The organism is Arthrobacter sp. K4-10C (assembly GCF_059090085.1).
On record NZ_JBNHFI010000011.1, the window covers coordinates 125,099 to 145,599 of the forward strand.

The 20,501-nt window shown below is 66.4% G+C and carries 20 protein-coding genes; 16 read left to right on the plus strand and 4 right to left on the minus strand.

The window, feature by feature from the left end; translation table 11 throughout:
* Positions 1 to 16 precede the first annotated feature (16 nt).
* The 9 genes from AC5RUU_RS16145 to AC5RUU_RS16185 all read left to right on the plus strand — a co-directional run bounded on the left by AC5RUU_RS16145 (position 17) and on the right by AC5RUU_RS16185 (position 10,825).
* Positions 17 to 988, plus strand: coding sequence for a metal ABC transporter substrate-binding protein (locus tag AC5RUU_RS16145; RefSeq protein WP_493976211.1), 972 nt, complete (start codon positions 17 to 19; stop codon positions 986 to 988).
* Positions 985 to 1,746 carry a metal ABC transporter ATP-binding protein gene (locus AC5RUU_RS16150; RefSeq protein ID WP_493976212.1) on the plus strand — a complete coding sequence of 254 codons (762 nt, stop codon included), beginning with the start codon at positions 985 to 987 and terminating at the stop codon, positions 1,744 to 1,746. The genes AC5RUU_RS16145 and AC5RUU_RS16150 overlap by 4 nt, the downstream gene beginning before the upstream one ends.
* Positions 1,746 to 2,612: a metal ABC transporter permease gene (locus AC5RUU_RS16155; RefSeq protein WP_493976213.1), complete on the plus strand. Its 867-nt coding sequence runs from the start codon at positions 1,746 to 1,748 to the stop codon at positions 2,610 to 2,612. The genes AC5RUU_RS16150 and AC5RUU_RS16155 overlap by 1 nt, the downstream gene beginning before the upstream one ends.
* A gap of 220 nt (positions 2,613 to 2,832) precedes the next feature.
* Positions 2,833 to 4,560 (plus strand): ribosomal protection-like ABC-F family protein, encoded by a 1,728-nt coding sequence (gene abc-f / locus AC5RUU_RS16160; protein ID WP_493976214.1) that lies wholly within the window; start codon positions 2,833 to 2,835, stop codon positions 4,558 to 4,560.
* Positions 4,561 to 4,802: 242 nt separating this feature from the next.
* A complete protein-coding gene (locus AC5RUU_RS16165) occupies positions 4,803 to 5,150 on the plus strand; it encodes a molybdopterin oxidoreductase (RefSeq protein WP_493976215.1) in 348 nt (115 codons plus the stop codon).
* Positions 5,150 to 7,666, plus strand: a complete 2,517-nt coding sequence (gene nirB / locus AC5RUU_RS16170; protein ID WP_493976216.1) for a nitrite reductase large subunit NirB — start codon at positions 5,150 to 5,152, stop codon at positions 7,664 to 7,666. The genes AC5RUU_RS16165 and nirB overlap by 1 nt, the downstream gene beginning before the upstream one ends.
* A 5-nt stretch (positions 7,667 to 7,671) precedes the next feature.
* The gene (locus tag AC5RUU_RS16175) at positions 7,672 to 7,998 is read left to right on the plus strand and encodes a Rieske (2Fe-2S) protein (protein WP_493976294.1); all 327 of its coding nucleotides are present in this window, start codon (positions 7,672 to 7,674) and stop codon (positions 7,996 to 7,998) included.
* 174 nt (positions 7,999 to 8,172) lie between these two features.
* On the plus strand, positions 8,173 to 9,633 hold the full coding sequence (locus tag AC5RUU_RS16180; RefSeq protein ID WP_493976217.1) for an amino acid permease: 1,461 nt from the start codon (positions 8,173 to 8,175) through the stop codon (positions 9,631 to 9,633).
* A gap of 121 nt (positions 9,634 to 9,754) precedes the next feature.
* Complete coding sequence (locus tag AC5RUU_RS16185) at positions 9,755 to 10,825, plus strand: DNA polymerase IV (RefSeq protein ID WP_493976218.1); 1,071 nt, start codon at positions 9,755 to 9,757, stop codon at positions 10,823 to 10,825.
* A gap of 117 nt (positions 10,826 to 10,942) precedes the next feature.
* Here AC5RUU_RS16185 and AC5RUU_RS16190 read toward each other — a convergent pair whose 3' ends face one another.
* The gene (locus AC5RUU_RS16190; protein ID WP_079597484.1) at positions 10,943 to 11,119 is read right to left on the minus strand and encodes a CsbD family protein; all 177 of its coding nucleotides are present in this window, start codon (positions 11,117 to 11,119) and stop codon (positions 10,943 to 10,945) included.
* A 135-nt stretch (positions 11,120 to 11,254) separates the two neighbouring features.
* On the opposite strand from AC5RUU_RS16190, the gene AC5RUU_RS16195 reads away from it, so the two are divergent.
* The 4 genes from AC5RUU_RS16195 to AC5RUU_RS16210 all read left to right on the plus strand — a co-directional run bounded on the left by AC5RUU_RS16195 (position 11,255) and on the right by AC5RUU_RS16210 (position 15,071).
* Entirely contained in the window at positions 11,255 to 11,713 is a 459-nt protein-coding gene (locus tag AC5RUU_RS16195) for an SRPBCC family protein (RefSeq protein ID WP_493976219.1), read from the plus strand.
* A 435-nt stretch (positions 11,714 to 12,148) separates the two neighbouring features.
* Complete coding sequence (locus tag AC5RUU_RS16200; RefSeq protein WP_493976220.1) at positions 12,149 to 13,375, plus strand: thiolase family protein; 1,227 nt, start codon at positions 12,149 to 12,151, stop codon at positions 13,373 to 13,375.
* Positions 13,375 to 14,199 (plus strand): enoyl-CoA hydratase/isomerase family protein, encoded by an 825-nt coding sequence (locus AC5RUU_RS16205; RefSeq protein WP_493976221.1) that lies wholly within the window; start codon positions 13,375 to 13,377, stop codon positions 14,197 to 14,199. The genes AC5RUU_RS16200 and AC5RUU_RS16205 overlap by 1 nt, the downstream gene beginning before the upstream one ends.
* On the plus strand, positions 14,199 to 15,071 hold the full coding sequence (locus AC5RUU_RS16210) for a 3-hydroxyacyl-CoA dehydrogenase family protein (protein WP_493976222.1): 873 nt from the start codon (positions 14,199 to 14,201) through the stop codon (positions 15,069 to 15,071). Before AC5RUU_RS16205 ends, AC5RUU_RS16210 begins: the two co-directional genes overlap by 1 nt.
* Before the next feature lie 68 nt (positions 15,072 to 15,139).
* On the opposite strand, the gene AC5RUU_RS16215 is transcribed toward AC5RUU_RS16210, so the two are convergent.
* Positions 15,140 to 15,373, minus strand: a complete 234-nt coding sequence (locus AC5RUU_RS16215; protein ID WP_493976223.1) for a DUF6480 family protein — start codon at positions 15,371 to 15,373, stop codon at positions 15,140 to 15,142.
* A 74-nt stretch (positions 15,374 to 15,447) separates the two neighbouring features.
* Here AC5RUU_RS16215 and AC5RUU_RS16220 point away from each other — a divergent pair, with 74 nt between their 5' ends.
* Positions 15,448 to 16,056, plus strand: a complete 609-nt coding sequence (locus AC5RUU_RS16220; RefSeq protein WP_493976224.1) for a GNAT family N-acetyltransferase — start codon at positions 15,448 to 15,450, stop codon at positions 16,054 to 16,056.
* A 12-nt stretch (positions 16,057 to 16,068) separates the two neighbouring features.
* On the opposite strand, the gene AC5RUU_RS16225 is transcribed toward AC5RUU_RS16220, so the two are convergent.
* Entirely contained in the window at positions 16,069 to 16,983 is a 915-nt protein-coding gene (locus tag AC5RUU_RS16225) for an SGNH/GDSL hydrolase family protein (RefSeq protein WP_493976225.1), read from the minus strand.
* Positions 16,984 to 17,140: 157 nt separating this feature from the next.
* On the opposite strand from AC5RUU_RS16225, the gene AC5RUU_RS16230 reads away from it, so the two are divergent.
* Together AC5RUU_RS16230 and AC5RUU_RS16235 are read left to right on the plus strand one after the other, a co-directional pair.
* Complete coding sequence (locus AC5RUU_RS16230) at positions 17,141 to 17,860, plus strand: tyrosine-protein phosphatase (RefSeq protein ID WP_493976226.1); 720 nt, start codon at positions 17,141 to 17,143, stop codon at positions 17,858 to 17,860.
* Entirely contained in the window at positions 17,857 to 19,962 is a 2,106-nt protein-coding gene (locus AC5RUU_RS16235; RefSeq protein ID WP_493976227.1) for a S1 family peptidase, read from the plus strand. Before AC5RUU_RS16230 ends, AC5RUU_RS16235 begins: the two co-directional genes overlap by 4 nt.
* 3 nt (positions 19,963 to 19,965) lie before the next feature.
* Here AC5RUU_RS16235 and AC5RUU_RS16240 read toward each other — a convergent pair whose 3' ends face one another.
* Positions 19,966 to 20,412, minus strand: a complete 447-nt coding sequence (locus AC5RUU_RS16240; RefSeq protein ID WP_493976228.1) for a PaaI family thioesterase — start codon at positions 20,410 to 20,412, stop codon at positions 19,966 to 19,968.
* Positions 20,413 to 20,501: the final 89 nt, after the last annotated feature.

The window sequence follows — 20,501 nt, forward strand, 5'->3', positions numbered from 1 at the left end:
GCGTAAAATGTTCGGTATGCCTAAATTTACGTTTCGGTGCGCCAAAGTAGCCGCACGGACCGGTGCACCAAAGGTGCGTTTCCCCGCAGCGGCCGCTGCCGCCGTCGTGCTTTCCCTCCTGCTCACCGCCTGCGGAGGCGGCGCCGCGGGCAACGGCGATGACGGCAAGAAGGTGGTCCTGACCACCTTCACCGTGCTTGCCGACGTCGCCCGGAATGTTGCGGGAGACAAGCTCACCGTGGAGTCCATCACCAAGGCAGGCGCTGAGATCCACGGCTACGAGCCGACGCCGGGGGACATCCGGAAGGCATCCAAAGCTGACCTGATCCTGGACAACGGGCTGAACCTGGAAGCCTGGTTCGCCCAGTTCGTGGAGGGGCTGGACGTGCCGCATGCAGTGGTCAGCGAGGGTGTGCAACCCATGAACATCAGCGAGGACGCGTACCAGGGCAAGCCGAACCCGCATGCCTGGATGTCGCCGCTCAACGTGAAGGTCTACGTGGACAACATGGTGAAGGCCTTCTCCGAACTGGATCCGGACAACGCGGAGGTTTTCAAGGCCAACGGGGACGCCTACAAGGCCCAACTCCAGGCCGTGCAGGACCAGATGACCGCCCGCCTTGCCGGGGTGCCCGAAGCGCAGCGCGCCCTGGTCACCTGCGAGGGCGCGTTCTCCTACCTGGCGCGTGACGCCGGGCTGAAGGAGCTCTACATTTGGGCCGTCAACGCGGAACAGCAGGCCACCCCGCAGCAGATCACCCGGGCCATCGAGTACGTCAAGGCAAACAAGGTTCCAGCCGTGTTCTGCGAATCCACCGTTTCGGACGCCCCCATGCAGCAGGTGGTGGGTGCCACGGGTACCAGGTTCGGCGGCACCCTCTACGTGGACTCCCTCTCTGAAGCCGACGGTCCCGTGCCCACCTACCTGGACCTGATCCGGCATGACGCCGATGTGATCACCAAGGCCCTCACCGGAGCGGGATCATGACCACCCCGGCCCTCCTCGTTGACAATGTCACCGTCCACTACGGTGAGGTCCTGGCGCTGGACGCCGCCTCGCTGGTCCTTGAACCGGCCCGGATCTGCGGCCTGGTGGGCATGAACGGCTCCGGCAAATCCACGCTGTTCAAGGTGATCATGGGAATGATCCGGCCCGACGCTGGCACGGTGCGGATCAACGGGCAGTCACCCGGGCGGACCCGGCGGGAAGGCGGCATCGGGTACGTGCCGCAGAGCGAGGACGTGGACTGGCAGTTCCCGCTGTCGGTCCGTGACGTGGTGATGATGGGCCGCTACGGCCACCAGGGCTTCACCCGCCGTTCCTCCAAGGCTGACCGGGCCGCCGTTGACGAAGCACTGGACCGCGTGGAGCTCGGCGAATACGCCGGACGCCAGATCGGCCAGCTGTCCGGCGGGCAGAAAAAGCGCGCGTTCGTGGCCCGGGGAATCGCCCAGGGGGCCACCACCATGCTCCTGGACGAACCCTTCGCCGGTGTGGACAAGCGCTCGGAAGCCACCATCACCCGGCTCCTGCGCGAGCTCGCATCCGACGGCTGCACCATCCTGGTATCCACGCACGATTTGCACGCCCTGCCGCAGCTGTGCGACGAGGCCGTGCTGCTGATGCACCGGGTGCTGATGCACGGGCCGCCGGACCAGGTGCTGCAGCCGGAAAACCTGGCGATGGCCTTCGGCCTGGACGTGCTGAACCGGGATCTGCCGGCTGGGAAGGAGCGGACGGCCTGATGGAGCTTCTCCTCGAACCCCTGACCTACGACTTCATGGTCCGGGCCATCGTGACCACCGCGCTCGCCGCCGTCGTTTGTGCCGTGCTCAGCTGCTGGCTCGTCCTGATCGGCTGGTCCCTCATGGGCGACGCCGTCTCGCACGCGGTGCTTCCCGGCGTCGTGCTGGCCTACATCGTGGGCGCCCCGTTCGCGCTCGGAGCGCTCGTGTTCGCGCTGATTGCGGTGACCCTGATCGGGGTGGTCCGCAACACCAGCCGGGTCAAGGAGGACGCCGCCATCGGCATCGTGTTCTCCTCGCTGTTTGCGCTGGGCCTGGTGCTGATCTCCGTGACCCCCAGCCAGACCGACCTCAACCACATCATCTTCGGCAACCTCCTGGGCGTCAGCCTGCCGGACCTGATCCAGGTGCTCGTGCTGGGCTTCGCAGCGTTTGTCATCCTGATCCTCAAGCGGCGGGATCTCACCCTCTACGCGTTCGACCCCACGCACGCGCACGCCATCGGGCTCTCGCCGCGGCGGCTGGGCGCGCTGCTGCTCGGCCTGCTCGCCCTGACGTCGGTGGTGGCGCTGCAGACGGTGGGCGTGGTGCTCGTGGTGGCGATGCTGATTATTCCCGGCGCCACGGCCTACCTGCTGACGGACCGGTTCTCCCGGATGCTGGTCATAGCGCCCACCATTTCGGCAGTCTGCTCCGTCGCCGGGATCTTCATCAGCTACTACCTGGACACTGCTTCCGGGGCGATGGTGGTGCTGACGCAGGGCGTGGTGTTCGGCGCGGTCTATCTCTTCAGCCCTCGGCAGGGCCTGATCGGGACCCGGCTGGCCAACGCCCGGCGCAAAAGGGCGGCAGCGCTCGCCGCGTAGCTGTCCGGCGTACGACGGCGGCACCTGGCCTGGCTGCCGCTGCCGGCTGCGTGCAGCTTGACGCAACGGCCTCTTCCGGGGCAGGCTGGAGCGATGAAGTCCTGACAGCAGCCCGGCCGTGCCGGACTGTTCCCCAAGAATCCAAGACCGTTGGTTGAGCACCGGGTCATCCGGTCCAGCTCCCGCGGCCATCCTTCGGAGTTTTTTGCGAGGACTTCCCTTGACTGAACACCTTAGCCTTTCCCGCGTTTCCCATGGCTATGGCGACCGCCTGCTGCTGGACACCATCGACCTGGTCATTACCGCCCGGGAGCATGTAGCGGTGGTGGGCGAAAACGGTGCCGGCAAATCCACGCTGCTGCGCATCCTTGCCGGACAGGAGCAGCCTGACGAGGGCGCGGTGGCGATTCAGGGCCGCGTGGGCTACCTCGCCCAGGCCCATGGGCTGCCGGAGTCATTCACCGTAGGCGGTGCCATTGATGCTTCCCTCGCATCGCTCCGTGCCCTTGAAGCGGAGCTGGACCGGCTCGAGGGCGGGCTGGCTGATGCGGAGGACAGCGACTTGGAGGCCTATGGCAGGCTCCAGACCGAGTACCAGCTGAGGGAAGGCTACGCCGCGGAGTCCCGGGTGGAAGCTGCGCTGGACCGGCTGGGCCTGGGCGGTTTGGACCGGGACCGGACGCTCGGATCGCTGTCGGGCGGGGAGCAGGAACGCGTGGCGCTGGCCTGCGTCCTGGCCGACCCCGCGGACATCCTGCTTCTCGACGAACCTACCAACCACCTCGATGCCCGCGGAACTGCCTGGCTGGAGGAGCGGTTGGCTGCGCACCGGGGCACCGTGGTGGTGGTGTCCCATGACCGCGTGCTCCTTCGCAAGGTGGCCAACACCATTATCGAAGTGGACGCCGAGCGCCGCGCTGTGACCCGCTACGGCAACGGCTACGACGGTTACCTCCGGGAGAAGGCAGCCGAACGCCAGCGCTGGGTTCAGCAATACCATTCCTGGATTGATGAGATGGAGTCCGAAAAGCGGCAGGCCCAGACCGTGGCGGGGACGATGGGTTACGGCCGCAGGCGCGATGCGGACAAGATGGCCTTCGGCTTCAAGACCGGTACCTGGGAGCGGGCCGCCAGAAGCAAGGTCCGCAACGCCCAGGAACGGCTGCGGCGCCTCGAAGCAAGCCCAGTGGAGCGTCCGCCCGTGCCGTTGCGCCTTACCGCTCCACCAGCGCCGGAGGTGGTTGGCCCGGAGGTGGCGTCCCGCGGGGAAGCCGCGCTGGAGGCCCGCGGCGTCGGTGTTCCCGGCCGGCTTTGCGCCACAGACTTCCGCGCCGCCCCGGGCGACAAAATCCTCATCACCGGGCCCAACGGCGCAGGCAAGTCCACACTGTTGTCCGTGCTGGCGGGAACTCTCCAGCCCGCCGAGGGGAGCGTTTCGCGGCCGGACCGGGTGGGTTACCTGCAGCAGGAACTCGAGCTCCCGCAGCGGCCTGCCCTCCGGCTGCTGCCCGCTTTCGCGGCTGGCCTCGGCGGCAACATTGATGGGCACGCCGAGGCACTCCTTCGCCTGGGACTGTTTCGAACCAGCGAGTTCCATGTTCCGGTGGGCGGCCTTTCGGCAGGCCAGCAGCGCAGGCTCGCCCTGGCCCGGCTGCTGCTCGGCGGCTACGGCACCCTTATTGTGGACGAGCCGACCAACCACCTGGCGCCTGTCCTCGTGGAACAGCTTGAGGCGGCGCTCGCGGAGTTCACTGGAACGCTGGTTATGGTCAGCCATGACCGCGCCCTCCGGGAATGGTTCGCCCGGTGTGCCCGCGCAAGCCGTACGGGCGGCAGCGGTCCTCGCGGCGGGCCGGCCAGTAACGGGTCCGGCCCAGAGCCGCGGGGACAAGCCTTTGGCCGCTGGATCCGGTATTCGATGGATAACGGGGTGTTGGCACCCTCCTGAGGCGCCGCCGGTCCGACCGGAATGCGGGACCTTTGCCTTGACCCGTCAGCGGAACCCCGATTACCGCCCTCATTCCCTGCTCCTCGGGCATGAGTCACGCAATTGGGTGGCCGGCAGCCAGCAGGTCTCTCGAATCGGTGAGTTTTGCGTTAAGGGATCTTTACCGGGGGGACCGGCGTGCGGAAACATCGGCGGAGCAGGATGGGCAGTGCCAGTTGTTGTGCTGCCGAAAGGATCCGCCCGTGCTGACCAAGAACCTCTTCCTGCAGGGCATCTACTCCTTCCAGGGCGTCGGGATGGAAAAATCCGTGCCCATCCACAGTGAGCTCTCGCACTACGTCCCGTACGGCGTGGTCAACCAGACGCTCTACTTCCGCGGCGGCAACTCCAGTCCGGAGCTGATCGCCGTGGTGCTCCTGCGCAACGGTGTCCCCATGCGCTATTTTCCGATTGGCGCGTTGGGCGACGTCCATGTGCCGCTGCGAGTCGTGGAGGACATCGAGGGCGGCTCGGTCATCGAACTGCATGTGGCGGCGCCGGAGGGCGTGACCGGCTCCGTTGTGATCGACCTCGGCATGGTGGAGCACTGATGACCAGCGTCCTGGACACCCGAGGGGCCCTGCGGTCCGGCAAGCAGCAGCGCCGGCGGCTGGTGGTCATCGGCAACGGAATGGCCGGGGCACGGGCGGTGGAGGAGATTCTGGCCCGAGGTGGCGCGGACTTGTATGCCATCACCATGTTCGGGGAAGAACCACACGGGAACTACAACCGCATCATGCTCAGCAACGTCCTGTCCGGTGAGGAAACCGACGCCGACATCTTCCTGAATCCGGTGTCCTGGTACCAGGAGAACGCCATCACGCTGCATGCCGGGGTAAGGGTGGACCGGATCGACCGCTTCACCAAGCACGTGTTTTCCAACGACGGAAGGGTGACGCCGTACGACGTCCTCATCATCGCCACCGGAAGCCGCTCCCACCTGCCACCGATGGACGGACTGTATACGCCCGGCGGTTCCTTGAAACCGGGCGTCTTCGGCTTCCGCACCCTCGATGACACACGGAAATTGCTGGCACACGCCCGCGCCGATGACCATCACAAGGCGGTGGTCATCGGCGGGGGACTGCTGGGGCTTGAGGCCGCCTCCGGCCTGCGCAGCAAAGGGCTTGAGGTGGATGTGGTCCATTCAGGAGGACACCTGATGAGCGCGCAGATGGGGCCCGACGGCGGCGCGGTGCTCCGTCGCAGCGTGGAGGCCCTGGGAATCGGGGTGCTTACCGGCCGCCGCACCACGGCCGTGCTGGGCACCGACCGGGTCGCCGGGGTCAGCCTACTGGGCGGACCGGACATCGCCTGCGACATGGTGGTGGTGGCCGCCGGGATCAGGCCCAACGTGGACCTCGCCGTGCTCAGCGGGCTGCCGGTGGAGCGGGCCATTGTGGTGGACGATTCGCTGCGGGTCCAGGATGAGGACGACATCTACGCGGTGGGCGAGTGCGTCCAGCACCGCGGCGAGGTGTACGGCCTGGTGGCGCCGCTCTGGGAGCAGGCGGTGGTGCTGGCCAACCACGTAACGGGCACGGACACGTCTGCGGCGTATCTGGGCTCCCGCACCGCCACCAAGTTGAAGGTGGCCGGCGTCGAGGTGGCTTCCATGGGCCTGCATGGGCCGGAACTGGCCACAGACGAACACATCGTCTTCTCCGAGCCCAGCCGCGGTGTGTTCAAGTCCATCGTGGTCCGGGACAACAAGATGGTGGGCGCCACTCTCCTCGGGGACAGCCGTAAGGTGGCCTACCTGACTCAGGCTTTCGACCGCGGGCTGCCCCTGCCGGAGGAGCGGATGGCGCTGTTGTTCGACCTTGGAACACCGGGCGGGGGGAGCGGCGTGGAAGAGCTCGACGACGACGCCCAGGTCTGCAACTGCAACGGCGTCAGCAAGAAGGCGCTCGCTGAAGCGGTCAAGGGCGGGTGCACCACGGTAGCCGGAGCCATGGACGCTACCCGCGCCGGCAAGGGCTGCGGCTCCTGCAAGCTGCTGGTGCAGCAGGTGGTGGAATGGGCCGCCGGCGGAGCGGTGGAGGAAGACCCGGCGGCCAGCTACTACGTGCCCGGGGTCCCGCTGGATAAGCCGTCCCTGATGGCCGCCATCCGGAAGCAGGGGCTGCGCTCTGTCTCCCAGGTGTTCCAGGCCCTGGCTCCCGGCAGGGCCGAGGACGCCAAATCCAAGATGGGCCTCGCCTCGCTGCTGAAGATGATGCTCCCGGACCGGTACATCGACGAACGTGACGCCCGCTTCATCAACGACCGAGTCCATGCGAACATCCAGCGCGACGGGACCTTCTCCGTGGTGCCGCAGATGAAGGGCGGTGTAACGTCGGTGCAGCAGCTCCGCCGCATCGCCGACGTCGCCGAGAAGCACAACGTGCCGCTGATCAAGCTGACCGGCGGGCAGCGGATCGACCTGTTGGGCATCCGCAAGGAGGACCTGCCGCAGGTGTGGGCGGACCTGGACATGCCCTCCGGCTACGCATACGGCAAGAGTTTCCGCACGGTCAAGACCTGCGTGGGCCAGGACTTCTGCCGCTACGGCACCGGGGACTCCACCAGCCTGGGCATCGGGATGGAGACCCGCTTCCAAGGGCTTGAATCACCGGCCAAGCTCAAGCTCGCCGTCTCGGGTTGCCCTCGGAACTGCGCGGAATCCCTGGTGAAGGACGTGGGCGTGGTGGCGGTGGAGGGTGGCCGGTGGGAGATCTACGTGGGTGGAGCGGCCGGCGCCCACATCCGCAAGGGCGACCTGCTGGCCACCGTGGACAGCGCGGACGAGGTTACGCGGCTCACCGGGCGGTTCATGCAGTACTACCGCGAACAGGCCAACTGGCTGGAGCGGACGTACGCGTTCGTGCCGCGGGTGGGGATCGAACACCTCCGGGCGGTGGTGGTGGATGACTCGGAGGGGATCGCCGGCAGGCTGGATGAAGCCATGCAGGCCTCCGTGGACAGCTACGTGGATCCGTGGCGGGAGCGCGACGACCCCCAGACGCCAGGCCAGTTCCGGACATCACTGCCGCTGGTGGTCCTGCCGCAGGTCCCGGTCCGGTGAGCAGCATGGAAACGGCCGTCCAAACCCACAACCTGGGTCCGGTGGACCAGATTCCCGTCGGGGAGGGGCGGGCCTTCGGTATTGCGGGGACGCAGGTGGCGGTTTTCCGGCTGCGGGACGGTGCCCTGCGGGCCCTTTCGGCCGTGTGCCCCCACCGCGGGGGCCCCATCGCGGACGGCACCATCGACCGGCAGGTGGTGATTTGCCCCTTGCATCAGCATGCCTTTGACCTGGCCACCGGATGCTCCACCACGGGCGCGGATCCGCTCCGGACCTACAGCGTCAGCTTGGACGGAGCCGGGAACCTGATGCTGGAGACGGGGCCGGTGTAGCCCACGTCACGTAGCACCCCTGAGCATCTTGTAGGATGGACAAGCCGCGCGAAGCTTCGGCTCTACGAAGGTTTGGACTCATAAAAGGCTGCTGCAGGAGCAGAAGACCGAATTATGTGAGCTGAATCATGCGTAGCCCGGATGCGGCCAACCCCCAACCCACAAGGAATCGTTGTGCCTCAAAGTACCCCCACAGATCTCCAGACCAGCACGGCACCATCCGCCGCCGTCGACCCTTCCCTCAGCGCCGAGGGCTACAGCAAAACGCTGGGCAGGCGCCACGTCACCATGATCGCCATGGGCGGCGCCATCGGCGTCGGCCTCTTCATGGGTGCCGGCGGCCGCCTCGCCTCCACCGGCCCGGCGCTGATCTTCTCCTACGCCATTGCCGGCGTCATCGCGTACCTGCTGATGCGGGCGCTGGGCGAGCTCATCATGTACCGCCAGACCTCCGGCTCGTTCGTCAGCTACGCCGGTGAAATGTTCGGGAAGAAGGGCGCGTTCCTGTCCGGCTGGATGTATTTCATCAACTGGGGCATGACCGGCATCGCCGAACTGATTGCCATCGGACTGTACTTCCAGTTCTTCTTCCCCAACGTTCCGGTGGAGGCCTCGGCCATCGCCGCGCTGGCGCTCCTGGTGGCAGTGAACCTGCTCAGCGTCAAGGCGTTCGGCGAATTTGAATTCTGGGCCTCCTGCCTCAAGGTGGGCGCCATCCTCATCTTCCTGGTGGTGGGCACTTTCATGGTGGTCACCAACGCCCAGGTGGGTGACGGCAACGCCTCCGTGGCCAACCTCTTCGCTGCCGAGGGCGGCATGTTCCCCAAGGGTGCCCTGGTGATGGTCCTGGTCCTCAACGCCGTGATCTTCGCGTACAACGGCATCGAGCTGGTGGGCATCACCGCCGGCGAGATGCAGAACCCGGAACGCGAAGTGCCCAAGGCGATCCGCGCCGTCGTGCTCCGCATCGTGGTGTTCTACGTCGGTTCCGTCACCCTGCTCGCCATGCTCCTGCCCTCGGACCAGTACGTTGCCGGCACCTCCCCGTTCGTCACCGTGTTCGGCCAGATGGGCCTTGCCTGGGTGGGTGACGTGATGAACATGATCGTGATCACCGCGGCGCTGTCCTCCTGCAACTCCGGCCTGTACTCGATCGGCCGCGTGTTCCGCACCATGGCCAACAACGGCCACGCCCCGCAGTGGCTCACCAGGATGTCCAAGCGGCACGTCCCGTACGCGGCGATCCTGGCCGTCGCGGCCTTCTACCTGGTGGGTATCCTGCTGAACATCTGGCTGGGTGGCTCGCACGCCTTCGACCTGGCCCTGAACACAGCCTCCATCGGCGTGATCTTCTGCTGGGGCTCCATCTTCGCCAGCCAGATCGTGCTGCGGCATCGCAAGGGCGTCACTTCGAGCCTGCCGATGCCCGGTTCACCGTGGACCAGCTGGGCCGGCCTGCTCGGCCTGCTCGCCATCACCGTGCTGATCGGCTTCGACACCATGACCAGCAAGACCGGCGAGGTGTTCTACCTGGGCCTGTGGACCCTGGCCACCATCCCGTTCTTCGCGGTGGTCCTGTGGCTCGGCTGGCAGAAGGTCAAGGCCAACGAGCCTAAGAGCGAGCTGTACAGCTAGCAGTTCAACAGCAGCAGTACGACGGCGGCGGGACCCCTTGGGGGGATCCCGCCGTCGGCGTTCCAGGGCTTTGTGCGGGAAACGGTGGTGCCGGGCACTCCGCGGGGGCAGACTATGGCTTGTGGAAGAACCGTGGGTGCTGCATGTCGACCTCGACCAGTTCATCGCCGCCGTCGAGGTGCTCCGCCGGCCGGAGCTGGCGGGCAAGCCGGTGATCGTTGGGGGCCGCGGCGATCCTACCGAACGGGCAGTGGTGTCCACTGCGTCCTACGAGGCCAGGGTTTACGGCGTCGGCTCTGGAATGCCGCTGCGCATCGCCGCCCGTAAAGTGCCCGACGCCGTCATCCTGCCCGTTGACCAAAACGCCTATCTTGAGGCGTCCGAAAAGGTCATGGCCGTGCTGCGGTCCCAGCCGGGCGCCACGGTGCAGGTGCTGGGCTGGGATGAAGCGTTTGTTGGTGTGCGGACGGAGGATCCGGACGCCTACGCCCGGCAGTTGCAGCACGCGGTCCTGCAGGAGACCCGGCTGCACTGCAGCGTGGGCATAGGTGACACCCTGGTCCGTGCCAAGGTGGCGACGACGTTCGGCAAGCCCGCAGGCGTCTTCCGCCTCACGCAAGGCAATTGGCTTGATGTTATGGGCAGCCGGCCCACCATTGAGCTGTGGGGCGTGGGAACGAAGGTGTCCCGACGCCTTGCCAAGCTCGGCGTCGAGACCGTTGCCCAGCTTGCAGCCTCGAATCCCGATGACCTGGTCCCCGAGTTCGGCCCGAAGATGGGTCCCTGGTATGCGCAGCTCGGACGGGGCGACGGCGCCCGGGAAGTCGATGACACGCCCTGGGTGGCGCGCGGGCACAGCCGGGAAACCACCTTCCAGCAGGATCTGGCTGAACCAGGGCAGATTCATGACGCTGTTCGGGAGCTGGCCGCCCACGTCCTGGAGGACGTGGCGGCCGAGGGGAGGCCGGTGATCGGGCTGACGCTCAAAGTCCGCTACGCCCCGTTCATCACCAAGACATATGCCCGGAAGATCCCGGAGACATCGGACCCCGCTGACGTGCTGGCCCGCGCCCTGGAGCTTGCGGCGAGGATCGAGCCGGACCGCCCCATCCGACTGCTAGGGCTGCGGGCCGAAATGACGATGCCCAACGACTCCCGGCAGGGGCATACCCCCACCCGCAGCGGATGGTGACCGGCGGCCATTCGGGCAAACACCCGGGCAAGCAGAACGGCGGCGGATCCACGTGGGATCCGCCGCCGTTTCTGGCTGTTGCAGCACGCCGTTCGCTGCGGCTGCGCCAGCAAGGAACTAGTCGCGCTTGAACTCGTCCTTGACGCTTTCGCCAACCTTCTTGGCGTCAGCCTTGACCTGGTCCGTCTGGCCTTCGGCCTTCAGGCGGTCGTTGTCAGTCGCGTTGCCCGCAGCTTCCTTGGCCTTGCCGCCCATGTCTTCTGCTGCATTACTGATCTTGTCTCCGAGGCCCATGATGGACTCCTTTCGTTTCGTTGATCAACCTGACTTCTTCACCGTAACACGAAGCATGCTTACTATTTCAAGTCCTGCCGACGGGGCGGGCCCGGCGCCTGTTGATTGTCGGTGCCCCGGGCTAGGCTCGGAACCATGGAACAAACCACCACGCTCACCCAGCACATCCAGGCGAATCCGGAGAAGGTTTGGTCCGTCATTACGGACATCCCGGGCTCGGCGGCAACGCTCTCCGGCGTGGAGGCGGTGCAGCTCCTCACGGACGGCCCTTACAGCCAGGGCACCCGGTGGAAGGAGACCCGTAAAATGCTTGGCCGGTCGGAAACCGTGGAGATGTGGGTGGACCAGGTGGACCCGCCCCGCAGCACCACCGTGAAGGCCGTCCAGGGCGGGGCGGATTACAGCACGCGCTTCAACCTGGCCCCCCGGGACGGCGGAACGGACCTTACCGTCACATTCGGGGCGGAGGTTGCCAAACCCACGGCCGCAAGCCGCATCACGATGGCCCTTTTCGGGAAGATGGGACTGGCCTTCACCCGAAAAGCCCTCGCCAAGGATCTGTCCGAGATCGCGGCCAAGGCCGAATCGCTGTAGCGGCTGCCGCCCGGCGGCGGGCCCGGAAAACCCTGGGGCAGAAAAGCAACAGCACCCCGCCCTTTCGCCGGTGGTGCTGGATAACTTGTCGGATGAGTCTGGCCGCTGAATTTGTGCGTTGGCAAGTACGACGTCGGCAGTTGCAGTCATGCGGCTGCGGGCGGTCTGGCGCTGAGCGGGGCAGATTGCGCGGATGTGAGTTCCAGGGCGTGTCCTTCGACGACGCGTAATTCCGCGGTGCCGGTTTCCGAACAGGTACGCAACACGAGCCTCGCCGTGTACTATTTACAGAACGAACGGTCGGTAAGTGACCCAACTAGGTAGCACTAGATGTCGTTTTGGACGTTCAAACCGACATCTGCTGCTACCTAGTTGGGATGGGGAGCGCTGCCGGGTACCGATGACAGTGCTGTTTATCGCGTGAAGGGTGTTTCCATGGCTGCAACCGCAGGTCCGCAGGCTTTCCTTGTTGGCGGGGTACGAACGCCGGTGGGCAGGTACGGCGGCGGGCTCTCGTCCGTCCGGCCCGATGACCTGGCCGCCCTGGTGGTCCGCGAGGCGGTCGACCGCGCCGGCCTCGATCCGGACAGCATCGACGAAGTCATCCTGGGCAACGCCAACGGCGCCGGCGAAGAGAACCGGAACGTGGCCCGGATGGCTACCCTGCTGGCCGGGCTGCCGCTGCACATCCCCGGCATCACAGTAAACCGGCTGTGCTCCTCCGGCCTCAGCGCCATCATCCAGGCCAGCCACATGATCAAGGCCGGCGCCGCGGATATCGTGATCGCCGGCGGCGTGGAATCCATGAGCCGGGCCCCCTGGGTCCAGGAGAAGCCCAGTGCCGCATTCGCCAAACCCGGCCAGATCTTCGACACCTCCATCGGCTGGCGCTTCACCAACCCGCAGTTCCAGCACGGCGGGCTGTCGCGCGGCGGCAAGATGACGTACTCCATGCCGGAGACCGCGGAGGAGGTTGCCCGGGTGGACAACATCTCCCGGGATGACGCCGACGCCTTCGCCGTCCGCTCCCACGAGCGTTCCCTCGCCGCCATCGAAGCAGGCCGCTTCAAAGACGAAATCGTCCCCGTGACTGTGAAGACCCGCAAGTCGGAGACCGTGGTGGACACCGACGAAGGCCCCCGCCCGGGAACAACAATGGATGTCCTGGCCGGGCTGAAGCCAGTGGCGCACGGCGGATCGGTGGTCACCGCCGGCAACTCCTCGTCCCTCAACGACGGCGCCTCTGCCATCATCGTCGCGTCCGAGGCGGCCATCGAGCGGCTGGGACTGACACCACGGGCACGCATCATCGACGGTGCCTCCGCGGGCTGTGAACCCGAGATCATGGGCATCGGCCCTGTTCCCGCCACACAGAAAGTCCTCAAGCGGAGCGGCCTCAGCGTTGGTGACCTTGCCGCCGTCGAACTCAACGAAGCCTTCGCCACGCAGTCCCTTGCCTGCATCCGCCGCCTGGGCCTCGAGCCGGACATCGTGAACAATGACGGTGGCGCCATAGCTTTAGGGCACCCGCTGGGTTCCAGCGGTGCGCGCATTGCAATCACCCTGCTGGGCCGCATGGAGCGTGAGGACGCCACGATCGGGCTTGCCACCATGTGCATCGGCGTCGGCCAGGGCACCGCCATGCTGCTGGAGAAAGTCTGATGCCGGGCGCCGTGGACCTGGCGGCCGAGAAGTTCCACGCCCTTCTGGTGGAGGAGCGCGGCGACCGGGTGGTGGTACTGCTCAACAGGCCCGAGGTGCGCAACGCAATCGACCAGCAGATGGTGGACGAACTGCATACGGTCTGCACTGCGCTGGAACAGAACCCCAAGGTCCTGATCCTCGCCGGGGTTGACGGCGTTTTCGCGTCCGGGGCTGACATTGCGCAGCTTCGGGAACGGCGCCGGGACGACGCCCTGCAGGGCATCAACTCCACTATTTTCGTCCGGATCGCCAAGCTGCCCATGCCTGTGATCGCGGCGCTGGATGGGTACTGCCTGGGCGGCGGTGCGGAGCTCGCGTACGCGGCCGATTTCCGGATCGGAACGCCCAGCGTTCGGATCGGCAATCCCGAGACCGGGCTGGGTATCCTCGCTGCGGCAGGTGCCAGCTGGCGGCTCAAGGAACTGGTGGGGGAGCCGGTGGCCAAGCAGATCCTGCTGGCCGGACGGGTCCTCGGTGCCGATGAGGCGCTGGCAGTCAACCTCATCACCGAAATCCATGATGCCGATGGTCTCTTGGCTGCCGCGCATGACCTGGCGGACCGGATCGGGCGGCAGGACCCCCTGGCGGTCCGCATCACCAAGTCCGTGTTCCATGCCCCGGCCGAGGCCCATCCCCTGATCGACCAGCTGGCCCAGGGGATCCTGTTTGAATCCGAGGCCAAGTTCGAACGGATGCAGAAATTCCTGGACAGGAATGCCGCCAGGAAGGCTGGCGGCGCATCCGGCCAGCAGGCAAGCACCGAGACCGGAAAGAAGAACTGATGACCAATCCCCAAATTGCTCCGGGCCTGCCCTCGCATGTGGGTGTCCTGGGCGGCGGCCGCATGGGTGCCGGCATCGCGCACGCCTTCCTGGTGAAGGGTGCCGACGTGCTGGTGATCGAGCGCGACGACGTGTCCGCCGAGGCTGCCCGGGAACGCGTCGAATCTGCTGTTCTGAAAAGCATTGAGCGCGGCGTTGTTGATGCCGGCTTCGAGGAACTCATCTCCCGGCTGGCTGTCGGCACCGACTACGACGCCTTCACGGGCCGTGAACTGGTGGTGGAGGCTGTGCCGGAGGACTGGGACCTGAAGGTCACCGCCCTGCGCGGCATCGAGGAGAGACTGGCCGACGACGCCTATCTTGCCTCGAACACGTCCTCGCTGTCCGTCAACGGACTTGCCGGGGAGCTCAAGCGGCCGGAGAACTTCCTGGGCCTGCATTTCTTCAACCCGGTTCCGGCCTCCACGCTCATCGAAGTGGTGCTGGGGGAGCGGACGTCGCCCGGACTCGCTCAAGCGGCGAAAGGGTGGGTGGAGGCACTCGGTAAGACCGCCGTCGTCGTCAATGATGCGCCCGGGTTCGCGTCCTCCCGTCTGGGAGTGGCCATCGCCCTTGAGGCAATGCGCATGGTTGAGGAGGGCGTGGCCTCGCCGGAGGACATCGACGCCGCCATGGTCCTGGGCTACAAGCACCCCACGGGGCCGCTTCGAACCACGGACATTGTGGGACTCGACGTGCGGCTGGGGATCGCGGAATACCTGCACTCCACGTTGGGGGAGCGGTTCGCCCCGCCGCAGATCCTGAAGGACAAAGTGGCGCGCGGCGAACTGGGGCGCAAAACAGGTAAGGGCTTCTTCGACTGGCCCAGCTAGGACTGGCCGTGCCAGATGTTGCCCCGCCGGGACTTCCCCGGCCGGGAATTGCCAGGCCGGGGACGTTCCTAGTCGAAGAAACCGACGATGTAGCCGATAAAGAAGAGGAGCGACAGCAGGACCACGATTCCGATGATCGCGATCCACAGGAACTGTGTGCTCTTCTTCGTGCCGTTCTCGTCGTGGCCCTGGGTAGTGTTCGTGGAGGCTTCGCCCGGCGGCGTTTCCCCCGGCGGCACTCCGCCTCCCGGCTCCAGGCCAGTGAGCTTGTCCTCTTCCGGGTCCGGATTGTCTCCTGACACGTCGTCTCCCTCGTTTGCCGTCCTGCCGCTGGCCCAGCGTTTCCGGCCCTGGTGATGGGCCCTAGGCTGGTCAAGTGACTTTCCTAGAACCCCTTACCCTGACAGGCCGCAATGTAATCCTGGAGCCGCTGGCCGATGAACATCACGACGGCCTGGTGGATGCCGCAAAGGACGGTGAGCTGTGGAAGCTCTGGTACACCTCCGTGCCGGCGCCGGACGAGATGGCAGGCGAAATCCGCCGGCGCCTCGCGCTTCAGGACGAGGGGTCCATGCTGCCGTTCACCACGCGGCTGATCGACCACGTTACGGGTGGTCCCGGCAGGATCATCGGGATGACCACCTACATGAACATCGACGCCGGGACTCCCCGCGTGGAGATCGGCTCCACCTGGAATGCGGCATCCGTCCAAGGCACGGGCACCAACCCCGACTCAAAGCTGCTGCTGCTCCGGCACGCGTTCGAGACGATCGGCTGCCCGGCCGTCGAGTTCCGCACGCACTGGCTCAACCACCAGTCGCGGGAGGCAATCGCCCGGCTGGGCGCCAAGCAGGACGGCGTCCTCCGCAACCATTCCCGAACCCGTGACGGGGTCCTGCGTGACACCGTGGTGTTCTCAATCCTCGAGCACGAGTGGCCCATGGTCCGCGCCGGGCTGGAGTACCGGCTGGCCCGGCGCGGGTAGGGTCTTACGGTTTTATGGCCGGGCCAGCTGTGCCGGCTGCACAGCCGCAAGTAGGGCTGACGCATACGCGAGATGCCCTGCGTCGTTGGGGTGGAAGTTGTAATCTGCGGTGAAGTCAGGCGACAACTGCAGCCACGGATCTGCCGAATTCACTTCGTACCCTGCGAAGACAGCTGTCACATCGACGTACTGGACGCTCGTTCCGGGAAAGGCATCAACGATCCGTGCGGCCCGCTGGATGGTTGCGTTCACCGTCAACGCCGCTTCGTTGATGAGCGTTTGGTTGACAGGTGGGATGGGAGCGACCGGGCTGGCCGGATCAAAGAGCAAGGGGTAACCCAGCACAGCGATCTTCGCGTTAGGGGCGTATAGCTGAATAGTCGCATAGGTCTGGACCAGACTTGCTGTCAGCAAGGTGAGTGCTTTGGGCGACGTGGCCTGCGTCAGGGCATTGTGGCAGGTGGCCTCGTCCGACAGGGCGCACGCGCCCAACACCCGGGCGAAACCAAGATCGTTTGCTCCTGCAGTGATGGATACTAGTTCAGTCTTGAACGAGAGGACCTTACTGCGCACCAGGAATCGGATCTGTTCCTGCACCGTTGGCGTGTAGATCACGGGGTCGTATGTTGGGCTCAACCTCGACAGGACCGCTCCATGGCAGGCACCATTCGCCAGAAGATTAACTGGGCTGGTCTCTCCGACTAAATCAACGTATCCACCAGGACTTTGCCAGCAATCCACGCCGGCTGGCCGCTCTGCGCCACCTGCACCTGTCCCAGCAGTGTAGGAGTCACCGAGGGCGACGTAATCGACGCGGGGAGGCGGGGTTGCGCTCGCGGGTGGAGCTGTAACCCCAAGCGCCAATGCGAACGTGGCGAGGGCGGCTGCGAAAGCCGGCCGACGCCGTCGTGATCCTGTACTTCCCATCGCAGTTCTCCTTTGAACATCACCTTTGGGCACGGTGCTGTAGGTGTACCGTACGCCTGGCGCCGGCGGCCGTCACCGGCCGCGGCTACCCTTCTTTCACCCAAATTTCCCCGAACGTGACGTGCGCCTCCTGTGACTGGTGTGGTTAGCTGTGCGGATGAAGAAAGCGGGCGGATCCATGGACTGGGATGGTGCTGTCAACGCTTGGCATGTGGCCGGTGGCGTATACCGGATGGGGCGGCGGGAATGGCTGACGGACGCGGGCTGGGAACAGGCGTTCGACGACGGCATCCGCACGGTGGTGGATCTTCGGAACGCAGCCGAGGCGCGGCGCCGGGACACCGATCCGGTGGTGTCGGGGGCTGCATTGCAGGGCATGACTGTCGTCTCCGCGCCCACCGAAGAGCCCGGCCACCCGCACTTCACGGAACTGTGCGGCCCCTACCTCAACGACCCCGCCTATTATGCGGACAACGCCCGGATCTTTCCGGATAAGCTCGTCGGCGTCTTCCAGGCGCTGGCCGCTGCCGCGGGCCGCGGCAACGTAATCCTGCACTGCGCCGCCGGACGTGATCGCAGCGGCATGGTGGCCGCCATGGTCCAGGACCTGGCAGGGGACTCCGACCAGGACATCGCCGACGCCTACCGCCGTGCGGCCCGCAGCATCAACGAGCGCTACCGCACGCACGGCCCGCCGCATGACCGGGAACGCTACCTTGACGACGCCGAGCTGGCACCGCTGCTCGAGCAGCGCGGCGCTGCGGTGGTGGAGTTCGTGCGGGCCGTGGACACCCGGAACTACCTGCTGCGGCACGGTCTGAGCACCAATGAACTCGACGCCGTGCTGTCCCTGTGCGGGGCAGGAGTGGCCCGGTGAGGGCGGGCAACATGCGCCGGGTCTTGTCCCTGGGCGCCGTTGCCGGGGTTCTGGCATCCTCCGCCTATGTCTCGGCTCCGGCCCGGGCGGCAGACACACCCGCCGATACTCCGGGAATTGGTGTCCCGGACGGCGGATCGGGCCCTTCGGAGGCGGCGCTCGCCGAGGCAGTGCAGCGCGACCTTGGCCTCACCCAGGAGCAGTTCGCCGCGGCGGGTGAACTGGGTGCCCGGGCGGCGGCTGCGGCAGTGCAGCTGCGCGACGTCCCCGGCTACGCGGGCATCAGGCTTGAGGGCGGGCAGGTTGTGGTGACCGGGTCCGGCGCCGAGTTGCTGGGGAAAGTCGCTGCGCTCGCCGGAACAGTCCCTGAGCTGGTTGTGGAAGCGCCGGCGCCTGTGGCGGAGTCGGCGGAACCGGACTCGGCAGCTGCAACGCCTGCGCCGGGAGAAGGGCCTGAACTCGCGGTCAGTACCGAGCAGCTGTTCCAGGCCTATGTGCGCGAGGTCGGTCCGGAGGGCCTGCAGGCAGTGCTGGCCTCGGGCGGAAAATTCGTGATCCGGACCGGCGGCATCAACACCCCCGAGACAACCGGCCACACCGGCACGGCAAGCGTCCCTGCCAGCTCCGGAAGGGTATCGCCGGCTGAGTTCGTGGCCAGGTACGCCAACGTGGAGCTCGACGGCGGCGCGTCCCTTGCGCCCGAAGCGGACGTTCCTGGGGGAGTGGGGTACATCGCCGACACCGGCTGGGTGTGCTCCACCGGCTTCTCCGCCTTCGACCCCGCTGGGCTGCCCGCTGTCCTCTCCGCGGGACACTGCGCGTCGGATGGCGCAGCGGAAACGGCCACCCTGGAATTCCAGTTCAACCGGGAGGGGCTGCTGGGGCAGTTCGGTTTCAGCCAGTACGGTGGCCCGGGCAATTCCCGCATCATTGAAAATCCGCTGGACCCGGACAACCCGGGAAATGTGGGCACGGACATCTCCGTGATCGAGTCCCTGCACCCCGACCTGGACCCGCTGCCGGCGGCGAGTACATGGGGGAACCCGGCCGAACCTGGCCCCGACGTCAAGATTATCGGCAGCGCGGAACCCGTGGTAGGCATACCGGTGTGCCGTTCCGGCCGCACGTCATTCTGGTCCTGCGGGACGGTTGATGCGGTGGGGATCTTTGTTGTCCCCGGCCCCGGTTACGCCGCCGACCCCACGGACCTGCGGGCGTTCCGCGGCTTCCTGTCCTACGCGGTGCAGTCCAGCGGCGGTGATTCCGGCGGCCCCTACGTCAGCGGCAACTACGCCGTGGGGACGCACGCGGCCGGGGACACCCCGGACGAGAACGGCAACGTCATCCAAAACATGGCTATCGCCGCAACTCTTAGCGAGGGCCTGGCTGTGCTGCCCGGATACGAGTTGGAAGTCTTCCTCAACAGGCCTGCTGTCATCTCCCCCGCGCCCGGAGGTACCTACGAGCCGGGGCAGTTAATCAGCGGGACTGTTCCCGCCGCGCCGGCTTCCGCAGTGGCTGCGGGATCGGCGGTCCGGATCACCCTCGACGGCGGGGATCCCTTCGAGGTCCCTGTTGACGGCGCCGGAAACTGGAGCTTCACCGCTCCTGAAAGCGACTCCGGGGGCAACGGAACCCTGCGCTTCACTGCGGAGACGGTTAACGGGTTCAGTGTTTCCGGGACCAGAAGTTTCGAGTTCGCGCCCGCTCCGGCGGAGCCGCCTGCGCCGCCGGGCCCGGTTGAGCCGGCCCCGGTTGAGCCGAACCCGGTTGAGCCGGCACCCATAAACCAGGCACCTAATGAGCCTGCTCCCGCACCTGCTGAGCCGGTGCCCGCAAACCCTGCTCCGGCTGACCCGGCACCCGCATCTCCGTCCGATCCGTCGGCTGGAGGTGCCGCCGTCGTACCTTCCCCGGCCGGAACAGCGCCCGCGGACCTGGCCAACACGGGAGGATCAGGCACCCCGCGTGCAACAACCGGGCTGGCGTATACGGGATCCAGCGCACTGCTGCCCGCGGCCGGTGCAGCGCTCGCTGCCATCGCCGTCGGCGGCGTCCTCACGGTGCTGGTCCGCCGCCGGAAGCGCGGTGCTGCGGAGTAGCCGCTACTTGTGGCGCCGCATCAGCAGGTTGGTGATGCGGAGGGTGCAGAGCCGCTGCCCGATCTCGTTGGTGATCAGCACCTCGTGGGTGGTGAGCGTGCCGCCCAGGTGGATGGGCGTCGCCGTGATGGTGATCAGCCCTTCCCTGGCGGACCGGTGGTGTGTGGCGGAAACGTCCACGCCCACCGCCGTTTTGCCCATGGTGCTGGCGTGGATGACGGCGGCCCAGGACCCCACCGCTTCGCCCACCGCCAGTGAGGCGCCGCCGTGCAGCAGGCCGAAGGACTGCCTGTTCCCCTCCACTGGCATGGTTGCCACCACGCGCTCCACCGACTCCTCCACGATCTTGATGCCCATCTTCTCGTCGAGTTCGCCGAGGGTGATCTTCCACAACTCGTGGTCCGTGGGGGCGTGGTCCTGCGTTTCGGAGTTCGAAGTGGGGTTGCTCATGGGAGTCTCCTTCAGGGTCGCCGCGCGTTCACAGGGCACGGGCTTCTAGTGTGCAGCGCGGCACATTCATGTATGGTACTTATATTACC